This is a genomic window from Ramlibacter humi (assembly GCF_004681975.1).
GTDB lineage: Bacteria > Pseudomonadota > Gammaproteobacteria > Burkholderiales > Burkholderiaceae_C > Ramlibacter > Ramlibacter humi.
The window spans coordinates 130,739-147,487 of sequence record NZ_SMLK01000002.1 but is presented as its reverse complement, the minus strand read 5'-3'; the positions used below and the strand labels follow the sequence as shown (position 1 = coordinate 147,487).

The following is a 16,749-nucleotide window of genomic DNA, read 5'->3' as shown; positions in this document are numbered from 1 at the left end:
CGGCATCGAGCTCACGGGGGGTGGCGGAAGTCACGCGCCGATGATAGCGGCGCGGCTGCGCGCGCGAACTACCAGTGGCCGGTGAGCGCCAGTTCCGGCGCCGGTTGCGCCGTGCTCCAGCGCAACGGCAGGCGCCGGCGCCCCCGCCGCGCGGCCGTGACGCGCAGCCGCAGCATCCTCTGTGCGCCGGAAAACCCGGCCGGCGGGTTCCAGTCGATGGCGGCGTGCGCGGCCAGCCACAGCAGGTCCCCGCTCGCGTAGTCGATGAACAGCAGGCCGCATCGCGGCTGCAGCAGCAGGTTGCCGAAGGTGTTGAAGAACAGGTTGCCGGCGAAATCCGGCACCAGCAGTTCGTCGCCGGCCACGTGCACGAAACCCGGCCGGCCGCCCCGGTGCGACAAGTCCACGCCGTGCGCGGGGTCGCCGTCCGCCAGCGCATCGGGATGCGCGGTGGCGATGAAGAACGTGTCGGCGGCCGCGATGAGGGAGCGCGCTTCTTCGTCGAGTGCCGCGAGCGCCCCGGCCTCCCCGGGCAATCCCCACCCGGGGTCGTACTCCGCGCGCCGGGCCTGGATGTACTTCGGGCAGTTGCCGAAACTCTGGCCCGCCTGCACGTGGAAGCCCGTTGCGTCCCCCGCGAACACCCAGCCGTTCAGCCGGTTGCGCCGACGCGTGTGCGCCTCCAGCCCGAGCAGCCCGACCGGCCGCCCGTCCACCAGCGCGCCGGCCAGCGGGTCACCTGCCGCCGGTTGAGCGCGCACCCTCAGCAAGCGCTCGTCCGGCGAATCCACGAAGCCTGGGGGCCCCGCCAGCGCCGTCGCCCACGGCTGGCCCTGCGCGTCGAGCGCGCCCACCAGCAGCCAGGGCAGCTGCGCGAAGAAGTCGCGGTGCTGCTGCGGCATGTGGTTGCGCACCACCCGCTCGCCGGCCGCGGCCAGCCGCTCGCGCACGCCGGCGCGAACCTGCAGTTCGCGCTCGCCCGCGTGGAATGCTTCGGTGGTCATGCGGCCAGCCCCACGGGCGAGCGCGGCATGGGCAGGAAGCGCGGCATCGCTTCGACGCGCGCCAGCCATTCGCGGATGCGCGGGTACGGCTGCAGCGACACGCCGCCTTCCGGCGCCGACACCGTGTAGCTGTAGAGCGCGATGTCGGCGAGCGTCGGCTCGCGCCCGGCCAGCCAATCGGTGCGCCCGAGTTCAACTTCCATCGCGTCGAACAGGCGCGCGGCCCGCTGCTGCGCCGGCACTGGATCGTCGGACCGGCCGAACAGCTTGATCACCCGCGCGGCGGCAGGCCCGAACGCGAGCCAGCCCGCGGCGGCGGAGAGCCACCGCTGCACTTGCGCGGCGCCGACCGGATCGCGTGGCAGGAAGCGTCCGGTCGCATAGCGGCTTTCGAGATACACCAGGATCGCGTTCGAGTCGGCCAGCGTGACGCCGCCATCCTGGATCACGGGCACCTGCCCGAAGGCGTTGAGCGCCTTGAACGCCGGCATGTGCTGCTCGCCCTTGAGCAGGTCGACGTCCACCGTCTCGTACGGCAGTTGCAGCAGCGAGAGCATGAGCTCGACGCGGTGGCAATGGCCGGACAAGGCCAGGCGGTGCAGGCGGATGGGTGCGGCGGGTCGGTTCATGCGGGTCTCCTGGTGACGGATGCCATCTTCGTTTGCTGCATTCAACGGATCAATGCCATCACTAGTAGTTGACTATTGCGATTTCTGGTTCAATGCCGCATGGACCGTTTCCGCGCCATCGAGGTGTTCCTGGCCATCGCCGAGCACGGCAGCCTGACCGCCGCGGCCCGCGCGCTGGGCAGTTCGCTGCCCTCGGTGGTGCGCATGCTGGCCGCGTACGAAGCCAGCCTGAAGGTGCGCCTGTTCAACCGCACCACGCGGCGCGTGACGCTGACCGAGGAAGGCCGGCTGCACCTGGTGCACTGCCGCGAACTGATGGAGCGCCTGCGCGCGTCCGAAGAGGCGCTGGCCAGCGGCGCTTCCGAACCGCAAGGCCACCTCACCATCACCGCGCCCGTGCCTTTCGGCCAGCTGCATGTCGCGCCCGTGGTCACGAAGTTCTCGGCCCGCTACCCGCAGTTGCGCTGCACCGTGCTGCTGCTGGACCGCGTGGTGAACCTGCTGGAGGAAGGCATCGACGTCGGCATCCGCATCGGCCGGCTGGAAGATTCGTCGCTGGTCGCCCAGCCGCTGGGCTCGATCCGCCGCGTGGTCGTGGCCAGCCCGGCCTTCCTGAAGAAGCACGGCACGCCCAGGCACCCGCGCGACCTGCTGCGCTTTGCCTGCGTGAAGAACGTGGTGGCGGCCGACTGGGCGGGCTTCCAGGAGAACGGCCGCGCGCTGCGCGTGCCCGTGCGCGGCGCGCTCGAGTTCAACCACGTCTTTCCCGCGGTGCAGGCAGTCGCCGACGGGGCCGGCATCGGCATGTTCTTCTCGTACCAGGTGGATGCGCTGGTGGCGGCCGGCAAGCTTCGCATCTTGCTGGCAAAGTTCGAGCAGCCGCCGCGGCCGATCAACATCGTCTATCCGCATGCCCGGCTGCTGCCAGCGCGCACCCGTGCGTTCATCGACTTCGTGCGCCAGGAGATCACGGCTTTCCGCGACTGACGCCTTTCGACGGAGGTTTCCCACCATGGCCACGACACCGGAATTCGACCTGTTCGTCATCGGCGGCGGCAGCGGCGGCGTGCGCGCCGCCCGCATGGCTGCGCAGCGAGGTGCCCGCGTGGCGCTGGCGGAGGCGGCCGCCTTGGGCGGCACCTGCGTCAATGTCGGCTGCATCCCGAAGAAGCTGTACGCGTACGCGTCGCACTACGCGGCCGATTTCGAGGACGCCGCGGGCTTCGGCTGGGACGTGGGCGAGCCGCGGCTGGACTGGGCGCGGCTCAAAGCCAACCGCGCGAAGGAGATCGCGCGCCTGAACGGCGTCTACGGCCAGCTGCTGACCAGTGCCGGCGTGCAGGTGCTGCGCGGCTGGGCCGAACTGCTGGACGGCCACACCGTGCGCATCCGCACCACCACCGGCGTGCAGACGCACACGGCGAAGAACATCCTCATCGCCACCGGCGGCACGCCTTCGCACCCGCCCATCCCGGGCTCGGAACTGGGTGTCACGTCCGACAGCATGTTCGACCTGGAGCCGTTCCCGAAGCGGCTGGTGGTCGTGGGCGGCGGCTACATCGCCTGCGAGTTCGCCTCCATCTTCCGCGGCCTGGGCGCGAAGGTGTCGCTGCTGTACCGCGGCGAGCAGATCCTGCGCGGCTTCGACGACGAGGTGCGGCACTTCATCGCCGGCGAGCTGGTCAAGCGCGGCATTGACCTGCGCCTGGGCACCGAGGTGGAATCGCTGGAACGCGAAGGCGGCACGGTGCGCGCGACGCTGGAGGACGGCAGCACGCTCGATGCGAATACGGTGCTGTTCGCCACCGGGCGCGTGCCCAACGTCAACGGCCTGGGCCTGGAAGCGGCCGGCGTGAAGCAGGGCCGGCTGGGCGCGGTGGAAGTCGATGCCCACCATCGCACTTCGCTGCACTCGGTCCATGCGGTGGGCGACGTCACCGCGCGGCTGCAGCTCACGCCCGTGGCGCTGGCCGAGGCCATGGCCGTGGTCGATCGCCTGTTCGGTGAAGGCCACCGGCGCATGGACTACGAGCTCGTGCCCACCGCGGTGTTCACGCAGCCGTCGATCGGCACCGTGGGCCTGACCGAAGCGCAGGCGCGCGAGAAGTTCGCCCGCGTCCACGTGTTCCGCAGCGAATTCAAGGCGCTGCGCCACACGCTGAGCGGCAGCGGCGAGCGCTGCCTGATGAAGCTGGTGGTCGATGCGGCCAGCGACCGCGTGGTGGGCCTGCACATGGTCGGGCCCGAAGCCGGCGAGATCGTGCAGGGGTTCGCGGTGGCGATGAAGGCCGGCGCGACCAAGGCGGTGTTCGACGCCACCATCGGCATCCACCCCACGGTGGCCGAGGAGTTCGTCACCATGCGCGAAGCCGTGCGCTGAAGGTGCGCAAGGAAAAACGCCGCGCGGCGTTGCCGGGCGGCGTTTCCAGGTGAAAACCGGCGATCAGTTGTACGAGCGGCCGTAACTGCGCGTCAGCGCCGCGGGCCTGGAAGATTCTTCTTCCGGCGGCAGGTAGATCGTGGTGCGGTCGATCTTCGAGTCGTAGGCAGCCAATTCGGCGCTGGCGCTGCGGATCACCGCGCGATCCAGCGGGTGGCATTGGCGCTGGCTCAGTTTCGAGAGCTGCTCGGACTTTTCCACCGTCTCGCGGACGGCCTGCGGATCCATCATCAGGGCGAAGGGATTCGCGGCGAACGCTGCAGTCGACATTGGCGCACTCCTGTATCGGGGTTGTTCTGGGGTGGAAGTGACTGTCGCCGCTGGGCCTGATTTGTAACGTCAGGTTCGTTCGTTACAGCTTGTAGGACGCTGTCGCACCACCGCGCGGGCGCGAGCCGCACGCGCGTGCCGCTGCACAATCACCGTCATGCCCTACATGCCGCCGTTCATCGCGCCCACCCGCCACACCGAGCCCGAAAGCGCGCTCGCGCAGGTGCGACAGATCTACGCGCAGGGCGTGAACCACCTTCGCGATGCCATGCAGCGCTTCGTCGCCGGCGAGACCTTGCCGGGCCACGTGCGGGCCTGCTACCCCTTCGTCCGCATCCACACCGAGACCGCAGTCCCGCAGGAAGTGCTGGAGAACCTGGGCCTCAGCTACGGCTTCGTGTCCGGCGCGGGCCGCTTCGAAACGACGCTGACCCGCCCCGACCTTTACGGCAACTATTACCTGGAGCAGTTCCGCCTGCTGCGGCAAAGCCATGGCGTGGAACTGGAAGTGGGCACCTCCACTCAGCCCATCCCCGTGCACTTCTCGTTCGCGGAGAACGACCACATCGAAGGCACGCTGACGCCGGAGCGGCGCGCCATGCTGCGCGACCAGTTCGACCTGCCCGACCTGGGCAGCATGGACGACGGCATCGCCAACGGCACCTGGCGCGCGCAACCGGGCGAGCCGCAGCCGCTGTCGCTGTTCACCGCGGCGCGCGTGGACTACTCGCTGCACCGCCTGCGCCACTACACGGGCACGGCGCCGGACTGGTTCCAGAACTTCGTCCTGTTCACCAACTACCAGTTCTACATCGACGAATTCGTGCGCCTCGGCCACGAGGAGATGGCGAAGGCCGACAGCGACTACAGCGCCTTCGTGGAACCGGGCAACGTGGTCACGCGCCGCGCGGGCCTGGGCTCGGGCGCGCCGGGTACGCCGCCGGAAGACCTGTGGGGCCACGCGCCGCCGCGCCTGCCGCAGATGCCGGCCTACCACCTCATGCGCCCCAACCACACGGGCATCACCATGGTGAACATCGGCGTGGGCCCGGCCAACGCCAAGACCATCACCGACCACATCGCGGTGCTCAGGCCGCACGCGTGGCTGATGCTCGGGCACTGCGCGGGCCTGCGCAGCAGCCAGCAACTGGGCGACTACGTGCTGGCCCACGCGTACGTGCGCGAGGACCATGTGCTGGACGAGGAACTGCCGGTGTGGGTGCCCATCCCCGCGCTGGCCGAAATCCAGCTGGCGCTGGAAAAGGCGGTGGCCGACGTCACGCGGTGCGAAGGCGCGGCCCTGAAACGCATCATGCGCACCGGTACCGTCGCCAGCACGGACAACCGCAACTGGGAGCTGCTGCCCGGCAACGAGCCGCAGCGCCGCTTCAGCCAGTCGCGCGCGGTGGCGCTGGACATGGAAAGCGCCACCATCGCGGCCAACGGGTTCCGCTTCCGGGTGCCCTACGGCACGCTGCTGTGCGTGAGCGACAAGCCGCTGCACGGCGAGATCAAGCTGCCCGGCATGGCCAACCAGTTCTACCGCGAGCGGGTCGACCAGCACCTGCGCATCGGCATGCGCGCCATCGAGATCCTGCGCGCGGGCGGCAGCCAGCGCCTGCACAGCCGCAAGCTGCGCGCTTTCGACGAAGTGGCTTTCCAGTAGCGCGGTTGGCGCGTCAGAGCGGGCTGGCCGCGCCCGCGATCATGCCCATGGGTTCGCCCAGGCGCACGGCCTTGGCGGGCGCCCAGTCGGCGCTGAAGGTGACGATGTCCTTGGGGAACAGCATGACGATGGTGGAGCCGAGCAGGAAGCGGCCCATCTCCTGCCCTTTCTTCAGCACGATGTCCCGGCCGGCGTAGTCCCAGCGCCGGACGTCGCCGGTGCGCGGCGGGTTCACCACGCCGTGCCACACGGTGGCCATGCTGCCGACGATGGTGGCGCCCACCAGCACGTTCACGAACGGGCCGAACTCGGTGTCGAACACGCACACCACGCGCTCGTTGCGCGCGAACAGGCCCGGCACGTGGCGCGCGGTCAGCGGGTTGACCGAGAACAGGTCGCCCGGCACGTAGGTCATGGACACCAGCCGCCCGTCGCAGGGCATGTGGATGCGGTGGTAGTCCTTGGGCGACAGGTACAGCGTGGCGAAGTGGCCGTGGTCGAAGCGGCGCGCCAGCTGCCCGTCGCCGGCCAGCAGCGCGGTCGTCGAATAGCTGTGTCCCTTGGCCTGGAAGATCTGGTCCTGCTCGATCGGTCCGAACTGGCTGATGGCCGCGTCCACCGGGCACACCAGCGGCGCGTCGGCGATCGGGCGCGCGCCCGGCTTCAACGGCCGGGTGAAGAACTCGTTGAAGGTGGGGTACGACTCGATGCGCGGGTCGGCCGCCTCCGCCATGTTCACCCCGTAGTGCGCGACGAACTTGCGCACGATGGCATGGGTGAACGAGCCGCCGCGCAGGGATGCCAGGCGGCCCATCAGGACGGTGAGCAGTTTCTTGGGCAGCAGGTACTGCGTCTGGATGGCGAGGGGAGGGAACAAGGGGAAGTGCGGCGTGAGAGTCGGCAAAAATTTTAAGCGGGGCGGGCACCCCCGGGGTGCGACACAATGTGCCGCCCATGGCCCACGCTCACCAGGCCCCCCTTTTCGAAGCCCACCAGCTGCGCAAGCGCTACGGCGGCAGCGCCGTCGTGGATGGGCTTTCGTTCCACATCGCGCCGGGCGAGTGCCTGGGCGTGATCGGCCCCAACGGCGCGGGCAAGACCACCACCATCCGCATGTGCCTGGGCCTGACGGCGCCGGACGAAGGCACGATCCGCGCGCTGGGCCTGTCCATGCCGCGCGATGCGCTGGCGGTGAAAGCGCAGGTCGGCGTGGTCAGCCAGTTCGACACGCTGGACCCGGACTTCAGCTGCGCCGAGAACCTGCTGGTGTACGGCCGCTATTTCGGCCTGAAGCGGCCGGTGATCGAAGAGCGCATCCCGCGCCTGCTGGAATTCGCCGCCCTCACCCACAAGGCCGACGCGCGGCCGGTGGAGCTGTCCGGCGGCATGCGCCGGCGCCTGTCGCTGGCGCGGGCGCTGGTGAACGATCCGCGCCTTTTGATGCTGGACGAGCCCACCACCGGCCTGGACCCGCAGGCGCGCCACCTGATGTGGGAACGCCTGCAGCTGCTGCTGCAGCAAGGCAAGTCCATCCTGCTGACCACGCACTTCATGGACGAAGCCGAGCGCCTGTGCTCGCGCCTGCTGGTGCTGGATCACGGCCGCAAGATCGCCGAAGGCACGCCGCGCGAGCTGATCGCGCAGCACCTGGAACCCGACGTCGTCGAGGCGTACGGCAACGGCGCGCTGGCGCTGGCGGAATCGGCGCAATTGCGTTCCATGGCCGCGCGCGTGGAAGTCAGCGGCGAGACCGTCTTCTTCTACACGCAAGACGCACGGCCGCTGCTGCAGGCGCTGTCGCACGAGACGCGCCTGCGCACCCTGCACCGCCCGGCCAATCTGGAGGACCTGTTCCTCAAGCTCACCGGCCGCCAGATCCGGGAGGAAGGCTGACATGCCGCCGCGCCTTTACGCCTTTCCCGACCTGTCGCCGCGCTGGTGGCCGGTGTTCCTGCGCAACCTGCTGGTGTGGCGCAAGCTGGCGCTGCCCAGCCTCATAGGCAACATCGCCGAACCGCTGATGTGGCTGCTGGCCTTCGGCTACGGCATGGGCGCGCTGGTGGGCAGCGTGCAGTTGCACGGGCAGCCGGTGCGCTACATCGTCTTCCTGGCCAGCGGGTCCATCTGCATGAGCGCGATGAACGCGGCTTCGTTCGAGGCGCTGTACTCCGCGTTCTCGCGCATGCACGTGCAGAAGACCTGGGACGGCATCATGAACGCGCCGGTGAACCTGGACAACGTGGTGCTGGCCGAGATGCTGTGGGCCGCCTTCAAGTCGATCTTCACCGTCACCGCCATCCTGCTGGTGATGCTGGCGCTGGGCGTGAGCCACAGCCCCAAGCTGCTGGCCGCCTGGCCCATCCTGCTGGGTGCGGGCGTCACGTTCTCTTGCATCGCGCTCATCTTCAACGCGCTGGCCAAGGGCTACGATTTCTTCACCTACTACTTCACGCTGTTCCTCACGCCCATGATGTTCCTCTCCGGCGTGTTCTTCCCGCGCGAGCAGCTGCCCGAGCCGCTGCGCATCGCTTCCGACTGGCTGCCGTTGACCAACGCGGTGGAACTGGTGCGGCCGCTCTTCATCGACCAGTGGCCGGCGCAGCCGCTGCGCCACGCGCTGGTGCTGGCGGCGTACACGGTGGTGGCTTTCTGGTCGGCGCTGGTGCTCACGCGCCGCCGCTTCGCGCGCTGACATGGCCGCGTCCGTCCAGCTGCCCCCCGACCTGCTGGCCATGATGGCCAATGGCATGTCGGCCATCGTCGGCTCGCACGACGCGTCGCTGCGTCCCAGCATCATGCGCGCCATGGGCAGCGACGTGTCGCCGGACGGCAGCCGCGTCACCGTGTTCCTGGCACGCAGCCAGTCGCGCCAGCTGCTGCAGGACATCGCCAGCACCGGGCACCTCTCGGTGGTGTTCAGCGCGCCCGTCTCGCACCGCACCGTGCAGCTGAAGGCGCGTTCCGCCACGCAGCGCGCCGCGGCGGAAGAAGACCGTCCCGTGCTCGCGCGCTACCTGGCGGCGATGGAGCTCGAACTCGAAGGCGCCGGCTACCCGCGCATGCTGGCGGGGGTGATGCTGGCCTGCCGGCTGGAAGACCTGGTGGCCGTCTCTTTCACGCCGGAACAGGCCTTCGACCAGACACCGGGGCCACGCGCCGGCTCCGCGCTCGGAGGTTCGCGATGAGCGCGCCGCGCCTGTCCGACCTCCGCGCCTGCCTGGATGGCGTGATCCCGGCCATGCTGTGCACCTGCGACCTGGCGGGCGTGCCGAACGTGGCCTACATCTCGCAGGTGTTCTACGTCGACGAGCGCCACGTGGCGCTGTCGTTCCAGTTCTTCAACAAGACCCGCCAGAACATCCTGGCCCATCCGCGCGCCACCGTGCTGCTGCTGGATCCGCGCACGGTCGAGTACTGGCGCTTGCACATCCGCTACCTGCGCACCGAGTCCGAGGGGCCGGTGTTCGAGAGCATGAAGGCGCAGCTCGCGGGCATTGCCTCGCATGCCGGCCTGGCCGACGTGTTTCGCCTGCGCGGCTCGGACATCTACGAAGTCGAGGCCATCGAGCCCGTGCCGGGCGAGCCGCTGCCCCCGCCGCCGGAACGCGCGGGCTGGCTGCCCGCGCTGCGGGCTTGCGGCGAGAGGCTGTCGCGATGTGCCTCGCTGGACGACGCGCTGGAAGCGCTGCTTGCCACCCTCACCGGACCGCTGGACATCGCGCACGCGATGGTGCTGATGCTCGACGAGCAATCGCAATGCCTGTACACCGTCGCCAGCCGTGGCTACGCCACGTCGGGCGTGGGCTCGGAGATCCGCATGGGCCAGGGCGTCATCGGTGTCGCCGCGCGCGAGCGCACGCCGGTGCGCATCTCGCACATGACCAACGCGGCGCACTACAGCCAGGCCATGCGCAGCAGCTTCGAGCAGGACGCGCACGATGTCGAGCCGGCCACCGAGATTCCCTACCCCGGCCTGCCGCAGCCGCACAGCCAGCTGGCCGTGCCGGTGCAGGCGGCAGGGCGGCTGCTGGGCGTGGTGTTCGCGGAGAGCCCGCACGACCTGCGCTTCAGCCACCGGGACGAAGACGCGCTGGTGGTTCTGGCGGGGCACCTGGGCGCCATCATGGGCCTGCTGCAATCCGTCGGCGAGGCCGCCGAAGCGGAAGTGGCCGCCCCGGCGCAACCCCGGCCGTCGCGCGGCGAGGCGCTGCGGGTGAAGCGCTTCGCGGCCAACGAAAGCATCTTCCTGGGCGAGGACTACCTGATCAAGGGCGTGGCGGGCGCCATCCTGTGGAAGCTGGTGCGCGACCACGTGGCCGAAGGCCGCACCGAGTTCACCAACCGCGAACTGCGCCTCGATCCCTCGTTGGGCCTGCCCGACGTGACGGACAACCTGGAAGCGCGCCTGCTGCTGCTGCAGCGCCGGCTGCAGGAACACGGCCCGCACGTGCGCATCGAGAAGACGGGCCGCGGCCGCTTCCGCCTGGTGGTGGCGCGGCCGCTGCAGCTGGTGGAGGCTTAGGCTTCCACCAGGCCCGGCACCGCCGGCCGGCCCAGGCCGTTGCACAGCTGGTGCCATTCGCGGTCATCCAGGTGCGGGCGCACCACGTCCAGCACGGCTTCGAAGGCCGGCGGCGGCGCCTTGGCCCGCATGTCGCCCAGCAGACCCAGGCGCTCCGCCGGGTTCAGGAAAGGCACCAGCCAGCGCGCGAAGCCCATCATCTTTTCAGGCGGGATGGATGCCACCAGCGCGTCGTGGATGGCGGCCAGCTCGGCGTCGGTGTAGTGGGCCCACAGCACGGCGTTGTGCGCCGTTTCCTCGACGTGCATGTGGCGGAAGTTGTCGGCGACGAAGAGCGCCAGTTCCCGGTACACCATCTGCGCCGCGGCCGGCCGCAGTTCGGGCCGCGCCATCTTCAGCGCCAGCGTGCAAGCGCGCAGGGCGTCGATGTGGCGGACGTGCTGTTCGTGCTCGTGCGCGATGGCGTCGGCGGCGCCGGGCGCGCGCGCCTCGATCGCGCGGTGGATGTGCACGTTCTCGTGCGCCAGGTGGCCTTCGCAAAGGTCCATCAGGTCCAGCACGCGCTGCGTGGCGGCGGCCAGCGCGGCCGTGTCGTCCAGGTCGGCGCGGCCCAACGCGAGCAGCGCGTCGGCCATGCAGGCACGCATCGCCTTGTGGATGCCGCTGTACATGTCCAGGCGGTTCGGGACGGCGGCGAGCCGTTGCAGTTCGAGGGCGTCGATCTTCATGGGGCAGGTTCCTTGGGTGAAGCATGGGCGCGGTCATTCCGCGCTGGGTTCGCACTGTAGGAACGCGCTGCCGAGCCCGCTCTGAAGATTTCCTTAAGCGCTTCCTAAGCAAACCTTAAGCAGCGCCACCCGTGACCTGCGGCACGGAACTGCTTCACGGCCGAGGCAGGAAAAAGCTGCCGGGCAGATCAATTGCACGCAATTGAATTTGGTGCTACAGTTTCGCCCATGGTGACGAAGACGGCGATCGCGAAGGACCAGGCCTTGCGCCTGGACAACCAGCTTTGCTTCGCGTTGTATTCCGCCTCCCTCTCCATCACCAAGCTCTACAAGCCGGTGCTGGACGAGCTGGGCCTGACCTACCCGCAGTACATCGCCATGCTGGCGCTGTGGGAGGAAGACGGCCTGTCGGTGTCCGAGCTCGGCGCGCGCCTGCGCCTGGACTCGGGCACACTCACCCCGCTGCTCAAGCGCCTGGAAGCCGCCGGGCTGGTGGCGCGCCAGCGCGCCGAGCACGACGAACGCCGCGTCCACGTCACCCTCACTGCCGCGGGCCGCCGCCTGCGCGCCAAGGCCGAGAAGGTGCCCGGCTGCCTGCTCGAAGCCAGCCGCTGCACCCTCGGCGAACTGGTCCAGCTCACCCAGCAGGTGCAGTCGCTGCGCGACCGCATCGCTGCCTGATCCCTCCCCCCGTCAACCCACCGAAAGGAAGAGAACCATGAACAAGCTCGACAAGGTGCTGTACACCGCCAAGGCCCACACCACCGGCGGCCGCGAAGGCCAGTCCCGCACGGACGACGGCCGCCTGGACATCAAGCTCACCTCGCCCGGCGGCGCCGGCCAGGGCACCAACCCCGAGCAGCTGTTCGCGGCCGGCTACTCGGCCTGCTTCATCGGCGCGATGAAGGCCGTGGCCGCCAAGCAGAAGATCACGCTGCCGGCCGACCTGGCCATCAACGCGGAAGTGGACCTGGGCCCCGTCGGCCAGGCCTACGGCATTGCCGCCCGCCTGAACGTCAGCCTGCCCGGCATGGACCAGGCCGCCGCGCGCCAGCTCGTGGATGCAGCGCACCAGGTCTGCCCGTACTCGAACGCGACCCGCAACAACATCGACGTCCAGATCAACCTGGTCTGATGACCGTTCGATGACGACGAAGGGCCGGAGCGATCCGGCCTTTTGCCTTTTGGGGCCGCGTCACGCAGGTTCTTGCGGCGCCCCGACGAATCCCGTACGGTCGCCGCATGACGACCACATTGCTCATCCGCAAGGACCGGCTGCAGGACACCCGCTGGCGCACCGAAGACGACCGGCCGCTGGCGAACGGGCAGGTGCGCGTCGCGCCGGACCTGCTGGCGCTGACCGCGAACAACATCACCTACGCGGCTTTCGGCGACTCGATGGACTACTGGAAGTTCTTCCCGTCGAACGAGGAAGGCTGGGGCGTGCTGCCGGTCTGGGGCTTCGGCCACGTGGTGCAGTCGCTGCACCCGGGCGTGGCGGTGGGCGAGCGGCTGTACGGCTACTGGCCGCTGGCCGATGGCGCGGTGCTGCAGCCGGACCGCCTGGATGCCACCGGCTTGCGCGACGCGGCGCCGCACCGCGAGGCGCTGCACCCGGTCTACAACCGGTACGTGCGCACCGGCGCCGACCCGCTCTATCGCGGCAGCGACGAGCCCTTCCAGGTGCTGCTGCGCCCGCTGTTCACCACCTCCTGGCTGATCGACGACTTCCTCGCCGACCAGGACTTCTTCGGCGTGCGGCGCGTGCTGCTGTCCAGCGCGTCCAGCAAGACCGCGTGGGCGACGGCGCAGTTGCTCGCGAAGCGCCCGGGGCTCGATGTCGTGGGATTCACGTCGCCGGCCAACAAGGCTTATTGCGAACGCCTGGGCTGCTACACGCGCGTGCTGGCCTACGGGCAACTCGGCGAAGTCGCCGCGGACGAACCCTGCGTGTACGTCGACTTCGCCGGCAACGCCGACTTCCGCAAGGCCGTGCACGAACGCTTCCGCGACCAGCTGAAGTACAGCTGCGCCGTCGGCGGCACGCACGTTCAGCACCTGGGCGGCGGCGCCGGCCTGCCGGGTCCGCGCCCGGCGCTGTTCTTCGCGCCCGCGCAGCTCAAGAAGCGCACCGCAGACTGGGGCGCCGAAGGCCTGCAGCAGCGGCTGGTGAACAGCTGGCGTGCTTTCGCGGCACAGCAGGATCGCGAGCCCTGGCTGCAGGTGCGATCGCACCGTGGCCGCGACGACGTCCAGGCCGCGTACACGCAGTTGCTCGCCGGCCGCGTCGATCCTTCCGAAGGGCACGTGCTCACGCTGCGCTGAGTTCGGCGCCGGCCGCAGCGGGGACAATGCGGCCATGAGTTCGCATCCCTATGAAGCACTGCAGCCCGACACGGTGATGGACGCGCTGGCGCTCGTCGGCCTGCATGGCGACGGCCGGCTGATGGCGCTGAGTTCGTACGAGAACCGCGTCTACCAGGCCGGGCTGGAAGAGCCGGTGCAGGGCCACTCGCAAGTCGTCGCCAAGTTCTACCGGCCCAACCGCTGGCCGGATGCGGCGATCCGGGAAGAGCACGCTTTCGCGCTGGAGCTCGCCGAAGCCGAAGTGCCGGCCGTCGCACCGCTCATGATCGACGGCCGCACGCTGCACCACCACGCCGGTTTCGCTTTCAGCGTCAGCCCGCGCCGCGGCGGCCGCGCGCCGGAACTGGACGACGAGGACGTGCTGGAGTGGATCGGCCGCTTCCTCGCGCGCATCCACACCGTGGGCGCGGCCAAGCCGTTTCGCGAGCGCCCCACGCTGGACCTGCGCAGCTTCGGCCGCGAATCGCGCGACTGGCTGCTGTCGCACGAGCGCATCCCCCTGGACGTGCAGGCGCTGTGGCGCGACACCTGCGACGCCGCGCTCGACGCCGTCGCGCAAGCCACCGGCAGCAGCGACGGCGGCTGGGGCGCGCAGTTCCGCCTGCTGCGCACGCACGGCGACTGCCACCCGGGAAACATCCTGTGGACGCCCGATGCGGGCCCGCACTTCGTCGACCTCGACGACGCGCGCACCGCGCCCGCCGTGCAGGACCTGTGGATGCTGCTCTCGGGCGATCGCGCGCAGCGCCAGCGGCAACTGGGCGCGCTGCTGGATGGCTATGAGCAGGTGCGCGAGTTCGACCGCCGCGAGCTCGCGCTGATCGAGCCGCTGCGCACGCTGCGCCTCATTCACTACAGCGCTTGGCTGGCGCGGCGCTGGGACGATCCCGCATTCCCGGTGGCGTTCCCGTGGTTCGGCGGCAGCGACTACTGGAAGGAGCAGGCGCACCTGCTGGAAGAGCAGCTCGAGCAGATGGCCGAGCCGCCGCTGGTCGCCTAAGCCAGCACCCGCCAGAGCCGCTCGGCGCGGCCCAGCGGGCCACCGGCTTCTTCCGCGTGCCTTTGCAGCGTCGCGCCGAAATCGTCGGTGAAGCGGAAGATCACGCGCAGCTGCGATTCGTAAGAGGCCACCGCCGCGAGCTTGGCCTCCATGTCCCGTTGCCCGATCGGTTGCGGCACGCAAGGGCCCACCTCGCCTTCGATCTGCCGAAGCCGCAGCGGCAAACCTTCCGGGGTGTGGATGCCATAGGGAAGGTCTTCGTAGGCCCACACCTCCACGCCCCGCCGGGCGGCCATGCGCCCCGTCTCGAACACCAGCTGGTGGTCCACGTGGCTGCCGACGCCCAGCGGCACGAACCACTGGCCGCCGTCCTGCCACTCGGGCAGGTTCAGCAGCTCTTCGACCAGGTGCGCGGCCAGCGCCGGTTCGTCCGGATGCAGCGGGCCGTAAAGCGATTCGTCCGACGTGTAGCGATCACCGCGGTAGATGGCATCGGGCAGCCCGAGCCAGCGCAGGTTGCAGCCCAGCGCGCGCGCGGACTCTTCGTCCTCCGCGCGCCGCGTTGCCTGCACCGCGTCGGGATCGTCCAGCCGCCAGCGCGAATGCTTCCAGGCCGCGAACTCGCCCACCATGGAGTGCACCAGCTCGCTCGCGAACACCGTCACGATGGTCGGCGACATGCCGGCGGCCGCCCAGGCCGCGGCGGTGCCGCCGCAGGACAGGGCGACGTCGTCGTAGTGGGGCTGCAGGAAGAAGGCCGGACGAGGATGGGGCATGCGCCGCCGATTCTCGCGCGGCGCGGGGATCAGGGGGATTTCTCGCCGGAAGCCGGCGGAGCGAGGTGCTGCTTGGGGTCGTAGATCACCGTGCCGGTGCCCACGCCTACACCGGCCGTGGCGCCGGTATTGCCGATGGGCACGCCGGCACCAACGCCCGCGCCGGTGTAGACCTGTCCGCTCTGGTTGACGCCTACGCCGACGCCGACCGGTCCCACGCCCGTGCTCACGCCGACGTTCAGCCCGCCCGTGCCGCCGCCGACACCCAGCGTGATGCCGCTGTTGCCGATGGGCACGCCGATCCCGGCGCCCACGCCCGCCGAGCCGCACGCGGCCAGCGCGCCGCACAGCAGCGCGACGGGAACGAGCAGGATCAGTCTCATGCGGCCCATTCTGGACCGCGCCCCGGGGCACGTGGCCCCGCTGTGACGAGGTGCTTCAGCGCACCGGGTTCTCGAGCGTGCCGATGCCGTCGATCTCGACCTTCACCACGTCGCCGGGCTGCAGGTACTTCGGCGGCTTGAAGCCGATGCCCACGCCGACCGGCGTGCCGGTGGCGATGACGTCGCCGGGGTACAGCGTGATGCCGGCCGACAGCGTCTCGATCAGCGTCGGGATGTCGAAGATGAGGTCAGTGGTCTGCGCGTCCTGGCGCAGCTCATCGTTCACCCAGCAGCGCACGCGCGTCTTCGTGGCGTCGCACTCGTCGGCGCTCACCAGCCACGGGCCCATGGGGCAGAAGGTGTCGAACGACTTGCCCATGTCCCACTGCTGGTGGCGGCTCTGCCAATCGCGCGAGGTGACGTCGTTGACGATGGTGTAGCCCCACACGTGGTGCATGGCGGCGGCCTTGCGGATGCCCTTGCCGCCCTTGCCGATGATCACCGCCAGTTCCGCCTCGTAGTCGATGGCGGTGGACACCGCGCGCGGGATGACGATGGCTTCGCCCTGCGCGATGACGCACTCGGGCACCTTGGTGAAGATGATCGGGTGCGCGGGCACGTCGCCGCCCGACTTGGCGCTGCTGTCGAAGCCGCTGCCGGCGAATTCCTTCGCGTGCGCGTGGTAGTTCTTGCCGACGCAGAAGATGTTGCGGCGCGGGCGCGGCAGCGGCGCCAGCAGCTGCACCGCGTCGATGGCCAGCGGCGCGCCGGTGGGCGGCAGCGCCTTGCCGGCGACCAGCATCTCGATCACCGGCTGCGCGCCGCGCGCCAGGTCGGCTGGCGGAAGGTCCAGCGGCAGCACGCTCTGCAGGTCGGACGCGACGATGCCCACGCCGGGGCGTCCACGGTCGAGGTAAGCGGCGATCTTCATCGGGAAAACTCTCTCCGGTTCGGGGGCGGCAAT

19 protein-coding genes are annotated in these 16,749 nt (G+C 69.8%); 11 read left to right on the top strand and 8 right to left on the bottom strand.

The genetic code is table 11. From position 1 onward, the window contains the following. Positions 1-68: 68 nt before the first annotated feature. Both EZ216_RS08085 and EZ216_RS08080 read right to left on the bottom strand, forming a co-directional pair. Entirely contained in the window at positions 69-1,004 is a 936-nt protein-coding gene (locus tag EZ216_RS08085; protein WP_135249244.1) for a pyridoxamine 5'-phosphate oxidase family protein, read from the bottom strand. Further along, positions 1,001-1,633: a glutathione S-transferase family protein gene (locus tag EZ216_RS08080; protein WP_135249243.1), complete on the bottom strand. Its 633-nt coding sequence runs from the start codon at positions 1,631-1,633 to the stop codon at positions 1,001-1,003. The genes EZ216_RS08085 and EZ216_RS08080 overlap by 4 nt, the downstream gene beginning before the upstream one ends. Before the next feature lie 99 nt (positions 1,634-1,732). On the opposite strand from EZ216_RS08080, the gene EZ216_RS08075 reads away from it, so the two are divergent. Continuing rightward, entirely contained in the window at positions 1,733-2,620 is an 888-nt protein-coding gene (locus EZ216_RS08075) for a LysR family transcriptional regulator (RefSeq protein ID WP_135249242.1), read from the top strand. A 25-nt stretch (positions 2,621-2,645) separates the two neighbouring features. After that, positions 2,646-4,013 carry a glutathione-disulfide reductase gene (gene gorA, locus EZ216_RS08070; protein ID WP_135249241.1) on the top strand — a complete coding sequence of 456 codons (1,368 nt, stop codon included), beginning with the start codon at positions 2,646-2,648 and terminating at the stop codon, positions 4,011-4,013. A gap of 63 nt (positions 4,014-4,076) precedes the next feature. On the opposite strand, the gene EZ216_RS08065 is transcribed toward gorA, so the two are convergent. Further along, complete coding sequence (locus EZ216_RS08065; RefSeq protein WP_205959641.1) at positions 4,077-4,343, bottom strand: hypothetical protein; 267 nt, start codon at positions 4,341-4,343, stop codon at positions 4,077-4,079. A gap of 157 nt (positions 4,344-4,500) precedes the next feature. Between EZ216_RS08065 and EZ216_RS08060 the strand changes: the two genes are divergently transcribed. Beyond that, positions 4,501-6,009 carry an AMP nucleosidase gene (locus tag EZ216_RS08060; protein ID WP_135249240.1) on the top strand — a complete coding sequence of 503 codons (1,509 nt, stop codon included), beginning with the start codon at positions 4,501-4,503 and terminating at the stop codon, positions 6,007-6,009. Positions 6,010-6,022: 13 nt separating this feature from the next. Here EZ216_RS08060 and asd read toward each other — a convergent pair whose 3' ends face one another. Then, positions 6,023-6,886 (bottom strand): archaetidylserine decarboxylase, encoded by an 864-nt coding sequence (asd, locus tag EZ216_RS08055; RefSeq protein ID WP_135249239.1) that lies wholly within the window; start codon positions 6,884-6,886, stop codon positions 6,023-6,025. Positions 6,887-6,963: 77 nt separating this feature from the next. Here asd and EZ216_RS08050 point away from each other — a divergent pair, with 77 nt between their 5' ends. From EZ216_RS08050 to EZ216_RS08035, 4 genes are read left to right on the top strand one after another with little or no spacing between them, the layout of a single operon-like run. After that, positions 6,964-7,902 (top strand): ATP-binding cassette domain-containing protein, encoded by a 939-nt coding sequence (locus EZ216_RS08050; protein WP_135249238.1) that lies wholly within the window; start codon positions 6,964-6,966, stop codon positions 7,900-7,902. Between the two features lies 1 nt (position 7,903). Further along, positions 7,904-8,701, top strand: coding sequence for an ABC transporter permease (locus EZ216_RS08045; protein WP_135249237.1), 798 nt, complete (start codon positions 7,904-7,906; stop codon positions 8,699-8,701). A gap of 1 nt (position 8,702) precedes the next feature. Continuing rightward, positions 8,703-9,194, top strand: coding sequence for a hypothetical protein (locus tag EZ216_RS08040; protein ID WP_135249236.1), 492 nt, complete (start codon positions 8,703-8,705; stop codon positions 9,192-9,194). Further along, positions 9,191-10,531 carry a GAF domain-containing protein gene (locus EZ216_RS08035; RefSeq protein ID WP_135249235.1) on the top strand — a complete coding sequence of 447 codons (1,341 nt, stop codon included), beginning with the start codon at positions 9,191-9,193 and terminating at the stop codon, positions 10,529-10,531. The genes EZ216_RS08040 and EZ216_RS08035 overlap by 4 nt, the downstream gene beginning before the upstream one ends. Here EZ216_RS08035 and EZ216_RS08030 read toward each other — a convergent pair. After that, entirely contained in the window at positions 10,528-11,259 is a 732-nt protein-coding gene (locus EZ216_RS08030; RefSeq protein ID WP_135249234.1) for a hemerythrin domain-containing protein, read from the bottom strand. The genes EZ216_RS08035 and EZ216_RS08030 overlap by 4 nt on opposite strands. A 228-nt stretch (positions 11,260-11,487) precedes the next feature. On the opposite strand from EZ216_RS08030, the gene EZ216_RS08025 reads away from it, so the two are divergent. The 4 genes from EZ216_RS08025 to EZ216_RS08010 all read left to right on the top strand — a co-directional run bounded on the left by EZ216_RS08025 (position 11,488) and on the right by EZ216_RS08010 (position 14,626). Further along, positions 11,488-11,940, top strand: coding sequence for a MarR family winged helix-turn-helix transcriptional regulator (locus tag EZ216_RS08025; RefSeq protein WP_135249233.1), 453 nt, complete (start codon positions 11,488-11,490; stop codon positions 11,938-11,940). Positions 11,941-11,977: 37 nt separating this feature from the next. Next, entirely contained in the window at positions 11,978-12,394 is a 417-nt protein-coding gene (locus EZ216_RS08020; protein ID WP_135249232.1) for an organic hydroperoxide resistance protein, read from the top strand. 107 nt (positions 12,395-12,501) lie between these two features. Beyond that, the gene (locus tag EZ216_RS08015) at positions 12,502-13,584 is read left to right on the top strand and encodes a DUF2855 family protein (RefSeq protein ID WP_135249231.1); all 1,083 of its coding nucleotides are present in this window, start codon (positions 12,502-12,504) and stop codon (positions 13,582-13,584) included. Positions 13,585-13,618: 34 nt separating this feature from the next. Further along, the gene (locus tag EZ216_RS08010; RefSeq protein WP_135249230.1) at positions 13,619-14,626 is read left to right on the top strand and encodes a serine/threonine protein kinase; all 1,008 of its coding nucleotides are present in this window, start codon (positions 13,619-13,621) and stop codon (positions 14,624-14,626) included. On the opposite strand, the gene EZ216_RS08005 is transcribed toward EZ216_RS08010, so the two are convergent. Genes EZ216_RS08005 through EZ216_RS07995 form a run of 3 tightly spaced genes read right to left on the bottom strand, consistent with a single transcriptional unit; the run spans position 14,623 to position 16,716 of the window. Further along, a complete protein-coding gene (locus tag EZ216_RS08005) occupies positions 14,623-15,402 on the bottom strand; it encodes a PIG-L deacetylase family protein (protein ID WP_135249229.1) in 780 nt (259 codons plus the stop codon). The genes EZ216_RS08010 and EZ216_RS08005 overlap by 4 nt on opposite strands. 29 nt (positions 15,403-15,431) lie before the next feature. Beyond that, on the bottom strand, positions 15,432-15,785 hold the full coding sequence (locus EZ216_RS08000; RefSeq protein WP_135249228.1) for a hypothetical protein: 354 nt from the start codon (positions 15,783-15,785) through the stop codon (positions 15,432-15,434). Positions 15,786-15,840: 55 nt separating this feature from the next. Then, entirely contained in the window at positions 15,841-16,716 is an 876-nt protein-coding gene (locus EZ216_RS07995; RefSeq protein ID WP_135249227.1) for a fumarylacetoacetate hydrolase family protein, read from the bottom strand. Between the last annotated feature and the right edge of the window lie 33 nt (positions 16,717-16,749).

Excerpts from the sequence above, each read along its gene's own strand:
- EZ216_RS08085 (WP_135249244.1), bottom strand. The coding sequence starts at position 1,004 with ATGACCACCGAAGCATTCCACGCGGGCGAGCGCGAACTGCAGGTTCGC.
- EZ216_RS08080 (WP_135249243.1), bottom strand. The coding sequence starts at position 1,633 with ATGAACCGACCCGCCGCACCCATCCGCCTGCACCGCCTGGCCTTGTCC.
- EZ216_RS08075 (WP_135249242.1), top strand. The coding sequence starts at position 1,733 with ATGGACCGTTTCCGCGCCATCGAGGTGTTCCTGGCCATCGCCGAGCAC.
- gorA (WP_135249241.1), top strand. The coding sequence starts at position 2,646 with ATGGCCACGACACCGGAATTCGACCTGTTCGTCATCGGCGGCGGCAGC.
- EZ216_RS08065 (WP_205959641.1), bottom strand. The coding sequence starts at position 4,343 with ATGTCGACTGCAGCGTTCGCCGCGAATCCCTTCGCCCTGATGATGGAT.
- EZ216_RS08060 (WP_135249240.1), top strand. The coding sequence starts at position 4,501 with ATGCCCTACATGCCGCCGTTCATCGCGCCCACCCGCCACACCGAGCCC.
- EZ216_RS08050 (WP_135249238.1), top strand. The coding sequence starts at position 6,964 with ATGGCCCACGCTCACCAGGCCCCCCTTTTCGAAGCCCACCAGCTGCGC.
- EZ216_RS08045 (WP_135249237.1), top strand. The coding sequence starts at position 7,904 with ATGCCGCCGCGCCTTTACGCCTTTCCCGACCTGTCGCCGCGCTGGTGG.
- EZ216_RS08040 (WP_135249236.1), top strand. The coding sequence starts at position 8,703 with ATGGCCGCGTCCGTCCAGCTGCCCCCCGACCTGCTGGCCATGATGGCC.
- EZ216_RS08035 (WP_135249235.1), top strand. The coding sequence starts at position 9,191 with ATGAGCGCGCCGCGCCTGTCCGACCTCCGCGCCTGCCTGGATGGCGTG.
- EZ216_RS08030 (WP_135249234.1), bottom strand. The coding sequence starts at position 11,259 with ATGAAGATCGACGCCCTCGAACTGCAACGGCTCGCCGCCGTCCCGAAC.
- EZ216_RS08025 (WP_135249233.1), top strand. The coding sequence starts at position 11,488 with ATGGTGACGAAGACGGCGATCGCGAAGGACCAGGCCTTGCGCCTGGAC.
- EZ216_RS08020 (WP_135249232.1), top strand. The coding sequence starts at position 11,978 with ATGAACAAGCTCGACAAGGTGCTGTACACCGCCAAGGCCCACACCACC.
- EZ216_RS08015 (WP_135249231.1), top strand. The coding sequence starts at position 12,502 with ATGACGACCACATTGCTCATCCGCAAGGACCGGCTGCAGGACACCCGC.
- EZ216_RS08010 (WP_135249230.1), top strand. The coding sequence starts at position 13,619 with ATGAGTTCGCATCCCTATGAAGCACTGCAGCCCGACACGGTGATGGAC.
- EZ216_RS08005 (WP_135249229.1), bottom strand. The coding sequence starts at position 15,402 with ATGCCCCATCCTCGTCCGGCCTTCTTCCTGCAGCCCCACTACGACGAC.
- EZ216_RS08000 (WP_135249228.1), bottom strand. The coding sequence starts at position 15,785 with ATGAGACTGATCCTGCTCGTTCCCGTCGCGCTGCTGTGCGGCGCGCTG.
- EZ216_RS07995 (WP_135249227.1), bottom strand. The coding sequence starts at position 16,716 with ATGAAGATCGCCGCTTACCTCGACCGTGGACGCCCCGGCGTGGGCATC.